This window comes from Laspinema olomoucense D3b (assembly GCF_025370785.1).
GTDB lineage: Bacteria > Cyanobacteriota > Cyanobacteriia > Cyanobacteriales > Laspinemataceae > Laspinema > Laspinema olomoucense.
The window spans coordinates 110869-127620 of sequence record NZ_JAMXFA010000007.1 but is presented as its reverse complement, the minus strand read 5'-3'; the positions used below and the strand labels follow the sequence as shown (position 1 = coordinate 127620).

Sequence of the window (16752 nt, the reverse complement as noted above, 5' to 3'; positions counted from 1 at the left end):
CAAAGGATTCCCCAGTGGGTTTAGGGAGTCGGAATTGTGAGGGTTGTCAGTGCAAAAGGGTCAAGGTTATTCCTTGACAAGAGGTAAAGTTTGGGTGTATCTAGTTGTGTCCCAGTTAGCTTAAACGGTTAGGATGGATACCATCGGAACGGTCTCTCAGTCCGAGTTAGCGCGTCGCCGTCGTCAACTGAGGCGATCGCGAAGTCAGAAAGTTTTCCAAGCCGGTTGGCAACTGTTAGCGGTCAGTTCCCTGGCGGGATTTTTATTATGGACGACCACCTCACCAGCTTTAGTGATTGACGCCCCTGAACAAGTCGAAATCGACGGGAATGAATTTTTGTCCGACCGGGCGATTCGCTCCCTGCTGCCACTGACTTACCCCCTCTCTATGCTGCAAGTTCGACCGCAAGAACTAGCCCGGGAGTTAGAATCCCAAGGCCCGATCGCCAAAGCAACCGTTTCTCGGCAGCTTTTTCCCCTGGGACTAAAGGTGACGGTCCACGAACGCTATCCCGTGGCAATCGCCAGTAGTGTGGCGATCGCCCCAGGGCTCCCCACCGATACCCCCCCCGGACTGAGCGCGACTCCAGCAGTAGAGTCCCCCGGGATGCCATCAGTGGGTTTGCTCGATGAACAGGGAATGTGGATGCCCTTGGAAAGCTATACCGCCCTAGATCCCACCGCTCAACTGCCCCAACTCCGGGCAGTCGGCCCTTTGGAGCAGTACCGTTCCGAGTGGAAATCTGTCTATCAAGCCATTCGTCGCAGTCCCATAAAAATTCAAGAAATCAACTGGCAGGACCCGGCGAATTTGATTTTAAAAACCGAACTAGGAGTGGTTCATTGTGGCCCTTACAGCCCTCACTTTGCTGAACAGGTGACCCGGTTGGGTCAGATGGGAGATTTACCGAACCAGATTGATTTAGCTCAAATTGCTTATATTGACCTGACCAATCCCGATCGCCCGTCCCTTCAACGCGTAGGTGTAACTGCCCCTCAAACCGTCCCCACCCCTGAAATTCCTTGAAAAAACCCAAACTCAAACCCAAGACAAGTCCGGTTCAAGTTTGGGTTCACTAGAGGGTCAGTATGATTACCCTTGACAGATTGGCAAAACTAATCAGTGCTAAAGTTGGTAATCTTGGGCAACATAGCCTATAGTTGACTTTGATCTGCCCTCATTTCAGAAGTTGTATCTCTACCGTTCCCAATACCAATGACACTTAATAGTAAACTAGGGGTTGGAAATGAAAGCCCTCATTCTGAAGAACCGACAGGTTTTCCCGTGGCAGTAGATAACTCCAATCCTTTTAACAACACAGGGTTAATATTGGGTCAAAATCGCGATAACCGGCTCCCCGGGGAAGAAACCAGGAGTAACGATATTGTGCCGAGTAGCATAGCCAAAATTAAAGTCATTGGCGTAGGCGGCGGTGGATGCAATGCTGTCAACCGCATGATTGCAAGTGAAGTTTCGGGAGTAGAATTTTGGGCGGTGAATACCGATGCCCAAGCTCTAGTCCTATCCACGGCAACCAAACGCCTACAAGTCGGACAAAAACTGACCAGAGGTCTCGGCGCAGGTGGCAATCCCGCCATCGGTCAAAAGGCCGCAGAGGAGTCTCGCGATGAGATTGCTCATGCCTTAGAACATTCTGACCTCGTGTTCATTACCGCAGGTATGGGGGGTGGGACCGGCACCGGGGCTGCCCCCATCGTCGCCGAAGCGGCCAAGGAAGTTGGGGCGCTGACTGTAGGGGTTGTCACCCGTCCGTTTATATTCGAGGGCCGTCGGCGCACGAACCAAGCGGAAGAAGGCATCGCTGCCCTCCAAAGTCGGGTCGATACCCTAATCGTGATCCCCAACGATAAGTTGCTCTCGGTGATTTCGGAACAAACTCCGGTACAGGAAGCGTTTCGAGTGGCTGATGATATCCTCCGCCAAGGGGTTCAGGGGATTTCAGATATTATTACGATTCCAGGTCTGGTGAATGTGGACTTTGCCGATGTGCGAGCGGTGATGGCCGATGCCGGGTCGGCGTTAATGGGAATTGGTGTCGGTTCAGGTAAATCCCGGGCCAGAGAAGCGGCCTTGAGTGCTATTTCTTCTCCTTTACTCGAATCCTCGATTGAAGGGGCCAAGGGCGTTGTCTTGAATATTACCGGCGGCACGGATTTGACGTTGCATGAGGTGAATGCAGCAGCGGAAACGGTCTACGAAGTGGTTGATCCCAATGCCAATATTATTTTTGGTGCCGTGATTGACGAACGCCTCCAAGGAGAAATTCGCATCACCGTGATTGCCACTGGCTTTTCCTCAGACCCCCCCCAACCTGGAACCCAGGTTGCCCGGGTGGTTCCTCAAGTGCAACCCCAACGGTTCATTCCTAAGCCTCCCGCCGCATCCCCCCCACCGCCTCCGACTCCGGATCCTTCCCGTGGTGGTAAACCACCGGGATTAGATATTCCTGATTTCCTGCAAAAGCGTCGCCCTCCGCGATAAATAGCCAGGATTAATGAATTGGGATTGATCACTGCTGACCCTTCGACTGGGTGAGCAGTTGATTTTTTTGAGCAATGTTAAGGGTTTAGGGTTGAACGATGTCTGATCTACAAGCAATTTCCCTCTCGCCGATAGTCCCAGTCGCCTTGACGATCGCCGGTTCCGATAGTGGTGGGGGGGCCGGGATTCAAGCGGATTTGAAAACGTTTGCGTTTCATGGGGTGCATGGCACCAGCGCCCTCACCTGCATTACGGCTCAAAGTACGATGGGGGTAACGCGGGTGGATGGGTTGCCGGTGGAGGCGATCGCCGCTCAGATTGATGCCGTGGTCCAGGATATGAGGGTGCAGGCGGTCAAAACTGGGATGCTGCTCAATCGCGAGATTATTGCAGCGGTGGTGGAACGGGTGCAGTCCCTCAACCTCCGGAATTTAGTTGTGGATCCGGTGATGGTGTCTCGGACGGGGGCACAACTGATTGATGATGAAGCGGTGACATTATTGCGGGATGTTTTAGTGCCGTTAGGGGCGATCGTCACCCCCAATCGTTATGAGGCCCAAATTCTGAGCGGGTTACAAATTAATACCTTGGATGATATGCGCGCTGCTGCTCAGAGAATCCATAAATGTGGAGTTTCTGGCGTCTTGGTCAAAGGAGGCGGCATGGCGGGAGAATTGCGCGGGGTAGATGTCTGGTTTGATGGGGACTGCCTAGAAACCTTGAGAACCGTAACGGTAGAAACACGCAATACTCATGGGACTGGATGTACGTTGTCAGCAGCGATCGCTGCCAATTTAGCATTAGGTCAAGACCCCCTGACATCGGTCAAAAATGCCAAGAACTATGTCACCGAAGCTCTACAATTTGCCTTAGAGATTGGGCAAGGTCCTGGTCCAGTCGGACACTTTTTCCCTTATTTAACGGAACATCGCCGTCTGAACTACAAATCAAGTCCATGATAAATTGCTTTAAGTCAGGACGGTGCTCTCTTGAGTATCCATAATTGATCTCAATCGAAACGGGTTCGACGGTTGGCTTAGGTTCCCGAAGATATTGTCCATGAACAGGAAACGATGTTGAATCGAGGTGTAGGCTTTGGGTATTTACTCTAGACCTGTGGGCGGCAGCCAAGGCAATTTTGACAAATAGCTCAGTGATGCCTGCTTCATAGAGTTAATCTAGGACTCAACCTACAACGTCATCATTGAGGTGTTGTGGTGTTATACCTAATCCAACGCAAATGTTCTGTGGCTTTGCCGACAAAGAATTGGGAAAATAAATACAACGGGGCGCTCACCAAGTCTAATGAGAATTATCGCTTTGACGATGATTCCTGGACTCACAAGGGGGTTTGGGGTGGGGCGATAGTTCCCGGTTAATCAGCTCGACAAGCCCGATCTCATCAATGATGCTTTCTTACTATGCCACAGTGGTCAATATCCTGTAAAATAAGGCTGAATGCTATGTCTGTCATGGTTTTACAATATTCCATCCTCTCCTATTTTACCTGCGGAATGTAGGTTACAATTGAAAAAAATTGGGTGCTGCTGGACAATTCTTAAAAAATAATTACTCCCAGGAGAGCATAAAAGATGGAGAAAAGAAACACTCAACATCTGACGAGCTTTCATCAAATCTTTGAGAGCCAAGTCCAAAAGACTCCAGAGGCGAGCGCAGTTGTTTGTAACGGTCAGCAATTAACTTATTCAGAACTCAATCAAAGAGCGAACCAACTCGCCCATTATCTGAAAGATTTGGGAGTGGGTTGTGAGCAATTAATTGGGATATTCATGGAGCGATCCATCGAAATCGTTGTGACAATTCTGGGGATTTTTAAAGCCGGAGCAGCTTATGTTCCCCTAGATCCAGGATATCCGCAGGAACGATTAACATATATCGCCCAGGAAACACAATTTTCTCTATTGTTGACGCAAAAACATTTGTGCGATCGCCTGCCTCCATCCTCGGCGAAAATATCTTATATAGACTCTAACTGGGATACCATTGCTCAGTATAGTCGGGAGAATTTACCCACAGAAATATTACCGGAAAACTTAGCCTACATTATGTACACATCTGGCTCCACTGGACAGCCAAAAGGGGTACAGATGCCCTATATTAATATAGTCCGATACATTCAGGCATTAAGTCAGGTGGTGACAGTCCAGCCGGAGGATATTTATCTGCACGTTGCATCCTTCTCGTTTTCTTCTTCCATTAGACAATTAATGCTGCCACTGTCTCAGGGAGCCAAAGTGCTAATCGCCACGCGAGAACAAACCAAAAATCCTTGGGAATTACTGAACCTAATGGGTCAAGAGCAAGTCACGATATCTGATGGAGTTTGTTCGATTTGGCGGTCAATTTTAGAAATCTTAGCTGAGGAAGAGAAACAGGGATTTTATCCGTCAAAACTCCGTCTCAGATTTGTGGTGCTATCAGGAGAAAATACCACCTGTGCTTTAGTCCAAAAAATTAAACATTTTCTGGGCAAACAGATCCGCTTTTTCAATGTATATGGACAAAGTGAAACCATTGGCAACTTAGCCTACGAAATGCCTCCAGACTTCGAGGGTCAGGAAGGACATTTTCCAGTGGGTTATCCTTATCCTCACAATCATTGCTACATTTTAGATGAAAATCTCAACCCAATCCCAACGGGAGAAGTGGGTGAACTAATGATGGCTGGAGGTTGTGTTTGTCGGGGTTATTTGAATCGGGATGACCTGACCGCAGAAAAATTTATTCCTAACCCTTGGGCTGAACGAGATTCTACCAGCGATCGCCCTCTGCCCAAACTGTTTAAAACCGGAGATGTGGTGCGGCAATTACCCGATGGAAGTATCGAAGTGCTGGGTCGCACTGACTTTCAAGTAAAAATTCGCGGTATGCGGGTAGAACTCGATGAAATTGCCACAATCTTAGAAGAACATCACACCGTTAGACAAGCCACAGTTGTCGCCCACCAAAAACCATCAGGAGAAAATATCCTGGTGGCTTATATCATCCCCGAACCGGCTGAAAGTTATCGCGATCAGTCTACATTGCATCATAAATTGCGAGAGTTTTTAATTCAAAAACTCCCTGATTATATGCTACCGGCTGTGTTCATGGAAATGGCGGTATTTCCTCGGACTCCTAATGGAAAATTAGATCGTCTTGCTTTACCAAAACCTAGCTTTCTGGACAATCAACCCGGGGACGGTGAGTATTCTGCTGACACAGAAATTAAAAAGCTATTTTGTGAAGCCTTAAATCTGCGTCAAGTTCAGCCTCAGGATACTTTTATTTCCTTGGGAGGTAATTCCCTATCTTATATTCAATTTTCCATGAAACTTGAGCGCTATTTGGGATATCTACCTCCAGTTTGGGAAGAAATGACTGTTAGTCAGCTAGAGAAACAAGAACCAGAGGAGCGAAAAAATAGGACGATTGAAACTAGCATTTTGTTGAGGACTTTAGCAATTTGTGCAGTAGTAATTTTTCACGCGAGTTTGACGAGTATTTACCTTAAAGGTGGAGCTTATCTAATGCTGTTAATTGCTGGAAAAAACTTAGCGAGATTTAATGGTGCCAGTTTGCTCGCCGGTCGGTTAATGCAACCCTTCAATTCACTTTTAAGCAACATAATAATTCCTTATGTGTCTATAGTGTGGGTTTTTCAGGTATATGCTCAAATATTAAATCATCCAGAGTATGGTTACTGGAATTTTCCAGTTCTGCTATTGGTAAGTAACTTTTTAGCTCCAGGAAAAGGCTCAGTGTTTTTTGTTTGGTTTATTCAGGTGCTTGCCCAGTTGATTGTGATATTCTTACTACTATTTTCTATTCCACAAATTCGCAATCTGGCCAACTTATCCCCGTGGAAATTTGGCTTGATGATTTTCGGGGTGGGTGTATTTACTAATCAGATAGTGCCCTATTTCTGGATGCCTGCGCCTGACCAACCAGTAAGTTATTACACTAACCTTTGTTTGCCCTATATGTTACTGTGGCTTTTTGCGCTCGGTTGGTCTGCCCATTTTGCCAAATCTAAGTATCAAAAGGTGGTTACTAGCATCATATTGCCGCTCCCCGTATTTATGTGGCCAGAGCAACAGTTGTCAATTCAGTTATGGATATTAGTGGGAGGGATGATTGTTCTATGGAAACAATATGTTTCTGTACCGCAGATATTAAAACAGCCGATACAACTGATTAGTTCTGCATCCTATTCTATCTACGTGACCCATATGGCTGCCTTTATTCTCCTCAAGAATGTCACAGGAATTGACAAAACTGACAATATAGGTAGTCTTTTGTTGCATATTATCTTTGCGTTAGTAGTCGGAGTGATCCTGTGGTGGGGAATTAAAATTATCCAGAAATTCTTAAATAGAGCGATCGCCTCAAAAATTAAGTTAGCTGTGGAGTAATAGATCATGTGCTCACAAGATTCCAACTGGGTACTAAAAATTAAAGAGCCAGAAATGAATCAACAATCTCGTGAATATCTTGCCAAATTAGATCAATGGATCGAAATGGGTAAAGAAGACTGGATAAATGTTACCATTGCCAATTAAATCACGAAAATTGGTGGTTTTTGTATCAAGTAAATTAATTCGAGCCGTAAAATGTAGATCAATTATTAAATCGTCAGGTTTGCGTTGAGTGCATCAATTCCTCAAAAGACCAAGACCTTGCTAAACCTAACATTCTCCTACCCCTGACTTGATTAGAACGGTTCCCAAACACATTTATAGCGTTTCCCCGACCAAGGACCACTGGAAAAGCGGGATGCACCCCTTGAAATAGGCATGAAAACTTAGTGTCCAAGAATTCAAGAACTGAACTTTCTTAAGTTTTGACGGGGCTTTTAATTTTTTGAGGAATCAAAATAGTAATTTGAGTTCCCTGATTCAGTTCAGAATCCACCAAAATAGTTCCCCCATGTTTTTGGACAATTGAATAACTAATCGACAAACCCAATCCTGTACCTTTGCCCACAGGTTTGGTGGTAAAAAAAGGATTAAAAACCTGATTAATTAAAGCTTTATCAACGCCTTTACCATTATCAATAATAGAAATATTAATCATTTCCTCCTCAGTCAAATACGTTTTAATTTTAATGGTTCCCCCGTCGGGAATCAGGCCGTTTTCCCGTTGAGAATCATAGCGTTCTTCGATGGCATCAATCGCATTAGAAATGACATTCATAAAAACTTGATTAATTTGGCCTGCATAACATTCAACTTTAGGCAATTCTCCATAGTCTTTAATCAGGTTAATCGGCGGAGACAACTCATCATTTGACTTTAAACGATGGACTAATAACATCACAGTATTGTTCAGCCCTTCATGAAGGTTGACATCTTTAACGGGAGATTCATCCATGCGAGCAAAGTTTCTTAAACTCAGTACAATCTTCCGAATTCGCTCGGTTCCGATTTGAATAGAACTGAGCATTTTAGGTAAATCTTCCACAATAAAATCTAATTCAATGTCTTCAGATAACTCAGCAATCTCTGGGGCAGGGGGAGAATATAAATTTTGATAAAGTTGGAGTATTTTAATTAAATCTTGAGTATAGGTATCCAGATGAGTAATATTTCCATGAATAAAATTAACGGGATTATTAATTTCATGGGCTACCCCCGCCACGAGTTGACCCAGACTTGACATTTTTTCAGATTGGACAATTTGTTCTTGGGTACGCTGTAGCTCCTCTAAAGTATTTTTGAGGTCTAGGGTCCGTTCTTCTACCCGATGTTCTAAATCTAAATTGGTTTGTTGTAAGGCTAAAAAATAATTTTGTAACTGTTCTGCCATCGTATTAAACGATCGCGATAAAGCTTGAACTTCAAAAATCGGGCTGGTTTCAACACTTTGCTCTAAATTACCGCTTGCCATTGCTTGACTCGCCCGGTTTAATTTGCGCAGGGGATGGGCAATCCATTGACTGGTAAAGATACCCAGAGCTATGGCTACAATAACGGCCCCTAGGCACAGCAAGGCAGTGATCCGATTATTAGCATTTATTTTACCCATAAATTCTTGTTCGGGAATGCTAATGACTACAACCCAGTCTAAGCCATTTTTTTCAGTCCAAGGAGTTAAATAAACTAAGTATTTTTTCTTTTGAATGATGAATTCTAACCGAGTAGTTTCTTGGATAGAATTAAATCCATTCGGATAATAGGATTCAATTTTTTGAGAGAGAGTTTGCACCAAAGGATTGGCAACTTCTCGGGCGGCAATCCGTTTCGTGAGTCCATCCACTTGCTTATAAGGTTTTGTCCCATCAGAAATAGCAATTAATAATCCATTGCGCTCTACAACCAGAATAACTCCACTCTGACTCGGATTAGAATGAGCCAGAAAATCACTCAGTTTGAGTAAGTGAATATCAGCCCCTGTCATCCCCAGCAGGGTTTGATTTGAATCATAAATCGGTCGGCCCGCAGAAAGGGTGATAAAAGGGCTGATGGGATTATCCCAAATATAAATTTGAGACCAAATTGGTTTACCCGCCTTCAAAGGGTCTACATACCAGGATTGATTTAATAAATCATAATCGGATAGAGCAAGTAATTGGGTCCGATTTCCGAGGGCATCCGTTGCATAAGTGCGGGTATTGTTAGGAAGTTGAGCAGTCCACTCGTCAATAACGGTTGTTTTTCCATCATACCGAGCTGCACCCGCCCCTTCTCCGGTAGTTAAACCATAACCGATATAACTTAAGTCATAGGCTTGCATCTGTTTCCAAAAATAATGACCGATTTTATCTTTTTGGGTCACATCTAATACTCCCATTTGAATGGCGTCAGCATTCATTTGGATAATTTTATGAGGAACAGACAAATAACTATCTAAATGCTGATTAACGATGGTTGCTGTTTTATAAAATAAGCGGTTCGCGAGTTCATTGACGGCTTGCTGACTATTTTTTAAAGAAAGATAGCCTACCAAGCTAACGGCAACAGCAATTTGTAAAACAAAGGGAACAATTAAGATAAGCTGTAAGGGAAGTGATTTGGTAGATTGCCTAAATAAATGACTCATTGTTTAATTTTTTAAGGCGGTTTCTTGGTTTGGGTTCTTTCCCCCCTGAGTCTCTACTGTTTTACATTTGATTCATTTTCAAATGACCTAGGGCAAGGTGGGTCAGATCTAAGCATGAACTGCTCAACCTGTAAGGGGCGTCAAAGCCAGGGTTCATTAAAACGATCGGGACTCTAAATTAGCCTGGAAATACCCTTAAGGCGTGGGAACATCTTAGTGCCTAATGCTGACGGGGCAAAAAATGGTCCCACTGCCAAAAGAACAGTTTACTTTCTACAAGATGCGCTCTCTATTAGGTTACCACTGGCTTTGACATTCCCGGGGATATTCCCTAACGATTCAATTCCCTAAGTGGATTATCAATTAAGGCTGAACTTGCAATTTAATCCGGAGGGTTCCGGAGAGAGATTCAGGGGGTTGCCAAGTCTGTAATGTTTGACGAATTAGATCGATCGCCCCTTGATCAGTTAAGGTAGAAGCGCGATCGTCTAACATCACGCGCACTATTTGACCCTGACGAACTACAATTTCCCAAACCACTTCCCCAGTCACTCCTGGGGAGAGGGACACATATTGGAATAATTCTTCTAAATCTGTAGTCGCTTCCGCATCTAATTGATCCGCATCCATCACTTGAATGCGATCGCTACCTTCGGGAAATGGCATAACTCCTTCCTGGTTGGAAGATTCATCCAGCGGTTGGACTCCACCGGGAGCGGAACGAGCACCCCCAGACAAGGGAACAGGTACCGCAGAGGGTGGCGGTGGGGGAGATGCGCTGGTAGTCCGACCCCGCATCCCTATTGCTGCATCTGCTTCGCTTTCTTCCCCAAAAATCCCTTCGTAACTGACTCCTTGGGGTAATTCCACGGGAACTTGGACCCGGCGAGTAGTGCCATCGGGATCCACTCGCACTTCTTCGCTGACGGCGACAAAGGCGGTGTAAGCAGACAGCAACCGATAGGCGAGGGCGGTATTGGTAACGGCAGTTACCCCGGATGTGGTTTCTCCTGCATACATTTGAGTCATTAAATCTTTAATCCGATGGCGGGCCCACAATTGCGCGATCGCCGGGTTGCCATCTTCCTCAAATGCCATCCGAAATAGTTCTTCATAGCGATCGCCATTGGCAGTAATTCCCTTAACTCGTAACTGTCCCCGAGCGCGATCGCCTTTCCGTCCAAACAAGACTAACGGTTGTTCCGCAAACAAATCTGGCGGTAACCCAGGATAAACTTCTGCCGGTTCCCCACCCCCTTCCCAAGTCACTTCAATATTCGTTAAAACTGGATTATTAATCTGTCGGAAAAACCGTTCCGCTACCTCTTCTGTCGGTTCATCCTGACGAATCACTTGGGAAGTTCCGCGTCCCACTTCGGCAAGGCGATCGAGGACAAATCGATTCACTGAACTCCCCACTCCAAAACTATATAAACGGTTTCCTGCTTGTAACTTTTGTTGGACTTCAGCAATGATTTCCATGTCATTGCCAATATAGCCATCGGTTAATAAGACAATACTCCGCAATCGGCCATTTTCAGCGGCAGGATAATTTAAAACGGTTTGAATTCCATTTAATAACTCTGTTCCCCCATTGGCGTCCAATTGATTAATATAATCGATTGCCATTTTGCGATTAGCGGGAGTATTGGCTAACGGTTGCGGAGAGAGGGCAGTCGCGGTATTGGCAAAATCAATAATGGTAAAGGTGTCATTAGGATTTAGGCCGTTGATAAAGCGGCGCATCAATTCTTGGGATTTAATCAGGGGGTCACCGGATTGGGACCCACTGGTATCCATTAAAAAGATGACATCTTTGGGGACAATTTCATTGCGGTTGTAATCTAAGGCGGGAATGAGGTAAATGGCAAAATGTCCTCCGCGATCGTCGCTGTGGGTGAGGACCGTTGCTTTGGTGCGATCGCCTGAAACCTGATAGCGCAGAATTAAATCTTTGTTGGGGATAGAATCGGCTTTGGCTAAGTCAATCCGAACCATTTCTCCCGATTGAGAAGTGACAATTTTATGAGAGGGTGACTGGATATTGGAAATTGGAACTCCGGCATTAATCTCAACGGCAACACTAATATCATGACCGGACCTTGTGCCAGGACGAAGGACGGGAGGCGTAATCCGTGAGGCATCAGGAACTGCATCTGTGTTAGTTGTTCCGGGGTTAGTTGGAGTCCCGGAAATATAGCGCGGACCGACTACCATTGGGAAGACAAATTCATAGTTTCCTCCTTCAAAGGAAAGACTGTCACTGTAGCGAATGGTGACCTCAATTTCTTCACCTGGTTTGATATTGGCAAGGGATTGAGTAAAGATATTATCCCGTTCTTGTTCTAATAATCCGGCTGTGCGCCCTTGTTCTCTTGCTTCTTCATAAATTTGTTGTGCTTCTTCCCGTTGTTTGATATCGCCTTTAATGATGCGATCGCCGATTTTAATTTCCATATCATAAACCGCCGCTTCATCGGGAAGCGGGAAGACATAAATGGCTTCTAGTGGCTCATCAAATGGGTTTTGAAACCGTTGGGTTACCGCAACTTGGGAGACATTGCCATCAATCCGGGCTTTCACATCGGTATGGGTGAGGGTAAAGGCTTGTTTTTCTCCTTCCGGGGATAAAACATACAAGCCCCCCACATCTTGGGAGTCCGAAGAAGTCTGGGTATGATTGCCCTGAGAGAGGGTGGAACTGGGGAGCGATCGCGAATTTTGGGCTAAGGTTAAATGGGCGACTGTTCCCACTGCCATCACCAGGACTAAACAGGCTGGAAAAATATAGAGTAATTTCATAGAAACCTCATTTTGAGGAGGATTGGAAAATGGAATGGATTCTAGGATGGCACAGACTTCGAGAAATAGTCAGAGGGTTACACTTTTGGTAACCAATTCCGTAGGCGTAGGAGATAACGACTGAAGTCGTATTTTTTTCGATGAGGGATGAAACGGTTATTTAAAACTTATAAAACAATTTTAAATTGGTGCTAAATGGGCTTAATAAAACAAAAATTAATCTGATTAATTTAAACAAATATTAAATTAATTTTTCAAAAAAAGCTCACCATTCAAGAGATTGTTATCAAAATTATCGGATAGGTAAAGGGTAAACATCCCATCCTGACGGGAAGAGGGGGGTTCAACGTCCTTGACACCTGGGAGTTTTCCCCCCGTCAATTTATCCTCGAAAGAAGACCGCAATATGTTAAACTAGGCGGGGCTGAACCTGGACCAATCCCTTGCCAGGACACAACTACAACTGATTTCCTAGTCACATTCGAGAGTAACCATAAATTCATGTTTGACGCGCTTGCTGAACGCTTAGAAGGAGCCTGGAAGAAACTTCGAGGGCAGGACAAAATTTCCCAATCCAACATTCAAGAAGCCCTGCGGGACGTTCGGCGCGCCCTTTTAGAAGCCGATGTCAACCTTCAGGTCGTCAAAGCCTTTATTGCTGACGTTGAAGAGAAAGCGCTGGGTGCGGAAGTGGTTTCTGGGGTGCGACCGGACCAACAGTTCATCAAAATTGTTTACGATGAACTGGTGGAAGTCATGGGGGAAAGTAACGTTCCCCTAGCGCAAGCTGAGACAGCCCCCACGGTTGTGTTGATGGCTGGATTGCAAGGGACAGGTAAAACCACCGCTACGGCTAAACTGGCCCTACATTTAAGAAAGCAAAATCGCACGACCCTGCTGGTGGCAACGGATATTTATCGACCAGCGGCGATCGACCAGTTGCTGACCCTGGGGAAACAGATTGATGTCCCGGTGTTTGAACTGGGGACCGATGCGGACCCGGTGGAAATTGCACGGCAGGGGATTCAACACGCCGTGGCGATCGGGGTGGATACGGTAATTGTCGATACTGCCGGTCGTCTGCAAATTGATGCAGATATGATGGCGGAGTTGGCCCGGATTAAAGAGACGATCCAACCTCATGAAACCCTGTTAGTGGTGGATGCCATGACGGGTCAGGAGGCGGCGAATCTCACCCGGACGTTTAATGATGAAATTGGCATTACTGGGGCAATTCTGACCAAATTGGATGGGGATACCCGTGGGGGGGCTGCCCTATCGGTCCGGCAACTGTCTGGACAACCGATTAAATTTGTGGGGGTCGGGGAAAAGGTAGAGGCCCTACAGCCCTTTTATCCCGATCGCATGGCATCTCGGATTCTGGGGATGGGTGACGTCCTCACCCTAGTGGAACGGGCGGCAGAGCAAGTGGACCTTGCCGATGCCGAAAAGATGCAGCAAAAAATCTTGCAGGCGCAATTTGACTTTAACGACTTCCTCAAGCAGATGCGCTTGATGAAGAATATGGGGTCGTTGGGTGGATTGCTGAAAATGATTCCCGGCGTTGGGAAAATCTCCGATGAGCAGTTGTCCAAGGGCGAGTCTCAGCTTAAAAGTGCTGAGGCGATGATTAATTCCATGACGGCCCAGGAACGGGTAAATCCTGATTTGTTGGCGGGTTCTCCTTCCCGGCGCAAACGGGTGGCCCGGGGTTCGGGTCATGATGATGCGGCTGTCACTAAGCTGGTGGGGGATTTCTCCCGAATGCGAATGATGATGCAGCGCATGGGTCAAGGGGACTTGACTGGGATGCCTGGAATGGGGGGAATGTTCGGACCCGGTGGGGGACAACCGGGACGAGGAGGCTATCCTGGGGGTCCGGGCAAGAAGAAAAAGAAGGCCAAGAAGAAAAAGGGGTTTGGGGAGTTGTAATTCCTAATTGGTTACTTGTCGTCACAACCCGCACCCTCAAGGGTCTGGCTCTACGGACGAAGCCCGCCTGCGCGGGCTAAAGAATAAAGCAACGACTGGCGGGGGATTTATCCTTCGCAATCGGTTACTTGTCGTAAAAACCCGCGCCTTAAAGGGTCTGGCTCCAGGGAATTAGCCCGCCTGCGCGGGCGAACGAATAAAGCAACAACCGGCGGGGAATAAATCCCTCGCATATTTTGAAAACCTGCCCTAAATGTAGAGGCGATTCTCTTTCTCGCCTCTAGATTATTTAGAGGTAATGCGTAAGTCCTATCCCTACAGTCTGGGATTTTAACCCCTGTCTTATCCCAACTCCGGGTATGAAAAGTTTTCTCCATAGCCCGCGCAGGCGGGCTTCGTCCGTGGAGCCAGACCCTTTAGGGTGTTAGGGCTGTTTCTAAAATTTTCCCCACACCGTATTTGCTGTTGTAGCGATGCCCTGCAAGGTGCTATAATGAATGACTTTGCAGCGGAAATTTTGTAGATGGAACGCTGTAGGTGCTTACCCCCAGAACCAGGTAAGCTGTAATTTGATGGCCTAGAATGGTTACGAAAAAGAAGTAGGAGCAAGATGATCAAGATTCGATTGAAGAGATTCGGCAAGAAAAAAGAAGTCAGCTATCGGATTGTGGCGATGCAGAGCACGACTCGCCGGGATGGACGTCCTTTAGAAGAGTTGGGATTCTACAATCCCAGAAATGACGAAATTAAGCTGAATACAGAGGCGCTGGTCAAGCGACTGCAACAGGGCGCTCAACCTACCGATACGGTGCGTCACCTTCTTGAGAAAGCTAATATCTTTGAACAGGTCAATGCCAGAACCCCTTCCTAATTCCATCAACGAACCACTGACTCCCCAAGAAGCGTCGCCGGGTGAGAAAAAAACGTCTAGGCCGGATTATGGCGGGTTGGTACGTTTTCTGGTGGAACCGTTGTTAGAAACGCCGGAATCTTTACGAGTGGATTGCGAGTTATTGGTGGGCGTACCGAAAGTCTGGATTCGCATGGCGTTTGAGGATCCAGAAAAAGGGCGCGTGTTTGGGCGTGGCGGACGCAATATGCACGCGGTGCGAACCATATTAGAAGCAGCGGCGAGGGATGCGGGGGAAGCGATTTATTTAGATATCTATGGGGGATGGCCGAGCGATCGCGCTTCGTCATCCGAGGGACCTGGGTCTAAAACCACGACGAGTCCTGCGGTAAAAAATGGTCCGGTTCGTCCTGCACCAAAACGCGCCGATCGCTCTTAAGAGATGCGATCGCGCAGCATCTTTGGGGAAAATCGCCCCAAGTTTCTGGAGTCTGGAGTGGGGCGATCGCAGTCTTGTTCCAGCCCCGCTTCCTCAACATTTATCCCTTGAACAAACAAAGATATTGCCGGAGTCCTCTTTCAAGACGCCTGTTTGCAGCTCAATGTGCAAAAAAGGCGTCTTTTTGCATTTTTTAAAACTTTACCTGTAATGGATATGGCATGGAAGAAAACACCACGATTGAACTCCCTTCTCAAGAAAGCGCCTTAGCCCTCAGTGGCGATCGCGAGGAAAACCTCAAACTCTTATCCAAACAAACCGGGGCCCGAGTCGTCCTGCGCGGACAAGATTTACTCATCCTAGGTACCCCCAACCAAATTGAACTGTGCACTCGCTTAGTGCGATCGCTCTCGGACCTCTGGATTCACGGCAAACCCATCACCAGCGTTGATATCTTCACCGCCCGTCAGGCCCTGGATACCCAACGCCAAGACGAACTCAGCGAAATGCGCCAAGACATCCTCGCCAAAAACCGCCGGGGGGAAGAAATTCGCGCCAAAACCTTTCGCCAGCGTTCTTATATCAAAGCCATTCGTAGCCATGATCTCACCTTTTGCATCGGTCCAGCAGGCACCGGCAAAACCTTCCTCGCTACCATCCTCGCTGCCCAATCCCTCCTCGCCAATGAATATGAACGCCTGATTTTAACCCGCCCTGCGGTAGAAGCGGGGGAAAAACTCGGCTTCCTTCCCGGGGACTTGCAGCAAAAAATTAATCCCTATCTGCGCCCCCTCTACGATGCCCTCTATGAAGTCATCGAACCCGAAAAAATCGCAAACCTCATGGAACGCGGCATCATTGAAGTTGCCCCCCTTGCCTATATGCGGGGACGCACCCTGAATCGTTCTTTCGTCATCCTCGATGAAGCGCAAAACACCACCCCCGCCCAGATGAAAATGGTCCTCACCCGCCTCGGATTTAAATCCCGCATGGTAGTCACCGGAGACATCACCCAAACCGATTTACCCTTCCATCAGCAGTCTGGCTTAAACGTCGCCAAAAATATCCTGCAAAATGTCGAAGGTATTGCCTTTTGCAACCTCTCTCAAGCCGATGTGGTCCGCAATCCTCTGGTTCAGCGTATCGTCGCCGCATACGAAAGCCATGATAAATAGGGGAATATCC

12 protein-coding genes and 1 pseudogene are annotated in these 16752 nt (G+C 46.8%); 9 read left to right on the top strand and 4 right to left on the bottom strand.

Going from position 1 to position 16752, the window contains the following annotated elements:
• Positions 1-133 precede the first annotated feature (133 nt).
• The 3 genes from NG792_RS07130 to thiD all read left to right on the top strand — a co-directional run bounded on the left by NG792_RS07130 (position 134) and on the right by thiD (position 3462).
• The gene (locus NG792_RS07130; protein WP_261234953.1) at positions 134-1027 is read left to right on the top strand and encodes a cell division protein FtsQ/DivIB; all 894 of its coding nucleotides are present in this window, start codon (positions 134-136) and stop codon (positions 1025-1027) included.
• A 189-nt stretch (positions 1028-1216) separates the two neighbouring features.
• Positions 1217-2503 (top strand): cell division protein FtsZ, encoded by a 1287-nt coding sequence (gene ftsZ, locus NG792_RS07125; RefSeq protein ID WP_261234952.1) that lies wholly within the window; start codon positions 1217-1219, stop codon positions 2501-2503.
• A gap of 98 nt (positions 2504-2601) precedes the next feature.
• The gene (thiD, locus tag NG792_RS07120; RefSeq protein ID WP_261234951.1) at positions 2602-3462 is read left to right on the top strand and encodes a bifunctional hydroxymethylpyrimidine kinase/phosphomethylpyrimidine kinase; all 861 of its coding nucleotides are present in this window, start codon (positions 2602-2604) and stop codon (positions 3460-3462) included.
• On the opposite strand, the pseudogene NG792_RS07115 reads toward thiD, so the two are convergent.
• Positions 3422-3977 (bottom strand): annotated as a pseudogene (locus tag NG792_RS07115) (IS1634 family transposase); the annotation flags it as partial. The gene thiD and the pseudogene NG792_RS07115 overlap by 41 nt on opposite strands.
• A gap of 118 nt (positions 3978-4095) precedes the next feature.
• Between NG792_RS07115 and NG792_RS07110 the strand changes: the two are divergent.
• A complete protein-coding gene (locus NG792_RS07110; RefSeq protein WP_261234950.1) occupies positions 4096-6918 on the top strand; it encodes an amino acid adenylation domain-containing protein in 2823 nt (940 codons plus the stop codon).
• Between the two features lie 6 nt (positions 6919-6924).
• Complete coding sequence (locus tag NG792_RS07105; protein ID WP_261234949.1) at positions 6925-7065, top strand: hypothetical protein; 141 nt, start codon at positions 6925-6927, stop codon at positions 7063-7065.
• 274 nt (positions 7066-7339) lie between these two features.
• Here NG792_RS07105 and NG792_RS07100 read toward each other — a convergent pair whose 3' ends face one another.
• Both NG792_RS07100 and NG792_RS07095 read right to left on the bottom strand, forming a co-directional pair.
• Complete coding sequence (locus NG792_RS07100) at positions 7340-9544, bottom strand: ATP-binding protein (protein WP_261234948.1); 2205 nt, start codon at positions 9542-9544, stop codon at positions 7340-7342.
• Positions 9545-9907: 363 nt separating this feature from the next.
• Positions 9908-12346, bottom strand: coding sequence for a VIT domain-containing protein (locus NG792_RS07095; protein ID WP_261234947.1), 2439 nt, complete (start codon positions 12344-12346; stop codon positions 9908-9910).
• 501 nt (positions 12347-12847) lie between these two features.
• Between NG792_RS07095 and ffh the strand changes: the two genes are divergently transcribed.
• The 3 genes from ffh (at position 12848) to NG792_RS07080 (ending at position 15567) form a co-directional block, all read left to right on the top strand.
• Complete coding sequence (ffh, locus tag NG792_RS07090) at positions 12848-14278, top strand: signal recognition particle protein (RefSeq protein ID WP_261234946.1); 1431 nt, start codon at positions 12848-12850, stop codon at positions 14276-14278.
• A gap of 610 nt (positions 14279-14888) precedes the next feature.
• Positions 14889-15149, top strand: a complete 261-nt coding sequence (gene rpsP / locus NG792_RS07085; RefSeq protein ID WP_261234945.1) for a 30S ribosomal protein S16 — start codon at positions 14889-14891, stop codon at positions 15147-15149.
• Positions 15130-15567 carry a KH domain-containing protein gene (locus NG792_RS07080; RefSeq protein ID WP_261234944.1) on the top strand — a complete coding sequence of 146 codons (438 nt, stop codon included), beginning with the start codon at positions 15130-15132 and terminating at the stop codon, positions 15565-15567. Before rpsP ends, NG792_RS07080 begins: the two co-directional genes overlap by 20 nt.
• Here the strand turns inward: NG792_RS07080 and NG792_RS07075 are convergent.
• A complete protein-coding gene (locus tag NG792_RS07075; protein WP_261196632.1) occupies positions 15564-15686 on the bottom strand; it encodes a hypothetical protein in 123 nt (40 codons plus the stop codon). The genes NG792_RS07080 and NG792_RS07075 overlap by 4 nt on opposite strands.
• Before the next feature lie 102 nt (positions 15687-15788).
• On the opposite strand from NG792_RS07075, the gene NG792_RS07070 reads away from it, so the two are divergent.
• Positions 15789-16742: a PhoH family protein gene (locus NG792_RS07070; protein ID WP_261196631.1), complete on the top strand. Its 954-nt coding sequence runs from the start codon at positions 15789-15791 to the stop codon at positions 16740-16742.
• Positions 16743-16752 lie beyond the last annotated feature (10 nt).

Coding starts and splice junctions, on each gene's coding strand:
- NG792_RS07130 (WP_261234953.1), top strand. CDS start 134: ATGGATACCATCGGAACGGTCTCTCAGTCCGAGTTAGCGCGTCGCCGT.
- ftsZ (WP_261234952.1), top strand. CDS start 1,217: ATGACACTTAATAGTAAACTAGGGGTTGGAAATGAAAGCCCTCATTCT.
- thiD (WP_261234951.1), top strand. CDS start 2,602: ATGTCTGATCTACAAGCAATTTCCCTCTCGCCGATAGTCCCAGTCGCC.
- NG792_RS07110 (WP_261234950.1), top strand. CDS start 4,096: ATGGAGAAAAGAAACACTCAACATCTGACGAGCTTTCATCAAATCTTT.
- NG792_RS07105 (WP_261234949.1), top strand. CDS start 6,925: ATGTGCTCACAAGATTCCAACTGGGTACTAAAAATTAAAGAGCCAGAA.
- NG792_RS07100 (WP_261234948.1), bottom strand. CDS start 9,544: ATGAGTCATTTATTTAGGCAATCTACCAAATCACTTCCCTTACAGCTT.
- NG792_RS07095 (WP_261234947.1), bottom strand. CDS start 12,346: ATGAAATTACTCTATATTTTTCCAGCCTGTTTAGTCCTGGTGATGGCA.
- ffh (WP_261234946.1), top strand. CDS start 12,848: ATGTTTGACGCGCTTGCTGAACGCTTAGAAGGAGCCTGGAAGAAACTT.
- rpsP (WP_261234945.1), top strand. CDS start 14,889: ATGATCAAGATTCGATTGAAGAGATTCGGCAAGAAAAAAGAAGTCAGC.
- NG792_RS07080 (WP_261234944.1), top strand. CDS start 15,130: ATGCCAGAACCCCTTCCTAATTCCATCAACGAACCACTGACTCCCCAA.
- NG792_RS07070 (WP_261196631.1), top strand. CDS start 15,789: ATGGAAGAAAACACCACGATTGAACTCCCTTCTCAAGAAAGCGCCTTA.